Raw genomic sequence first — 645 nt, forward strand, 5'->3', positions numbered from 1 at the left:
CTTCATCATTAGACAAATTAGAAAGAATAGCTCTTATTCTTTCTAATGGCTTGATATCCTTATGGATAATTCCAAAGAATTCCTCTTGCTCTTTTGTGCTTAAATCTTCAAAAAGTTTAGCCAAATCATGAGCGTAAAAATCTTCTAAATCACTCGCATCTATGCTTACATTGACATACATTTTTTATCCTTTTGTTTTAAATTAAGTTTTAAAAACTTAATCAAATCCGCCTTAGCGGACTTGTTAAATTCTTAATTTTGAATTTCTAAGCTTTCAATTTTTGGCTCTATTCTAAAATTATCCTTTACAACTCTTTTAAGTCCAAGCTTTACTAAAGTAGTATCATCAAGCTCTACAATGGCATCTTTATTAAGTTCTTCTTTGTAAATGATGCATTCATTAAGGTTGTAACTTTTAAAGGCTTTGATTAAGTTTTCTAGTTTTTCTTTCACACGTGGTAAAGATACACTTTTACTTAAGCGATAGCCAATCTTGCCAAAGGTAAATTCTTTAGATCTTTTTTCGGCAAATTCATGCTTGTTATTTTCACAAAAAGTGGTGATACATTGTTCTATGTATCCAAGCTCATCACTTAAAACCTTAATCTCTCCTGCACGAGCTTCTTTAATCTCATTGCAAGCTAA

2 protein-coding genes are annotated in these 645 nt (G+C 30.5%); both read right to left on the reverse strand.

All coding sequences use genetic code 11. The features are described 5' to 3' along the window. Window positions 1–181: hypothetical protein (locus AJ885_RS00030; protein WP_070280476.1), on the reverse strand; the 181-nt coding region annotated here is incomplete at its 3' end. A 71-nt stretch (window positions 182–252) separates the two neighbouring features. Continuing rightward, window positions 253–645: host-nuclease inhibitor Gam family protein (locus AJ885_RS00035; protein ID WP_070280478.1), on the reverse strand; the 393-nt coding region annotated here is incomplete at its 5' end.

The organism is Campylobacter sp. BCW_6464 (genome assembly GCF_001762775.1).
Lineage (GTDB): Bacteria > Campylobacterota > Campylobacteria > Campylobacterales > Campylobacteraceae > Campylobacter_D > Campylobacter_D jejuni.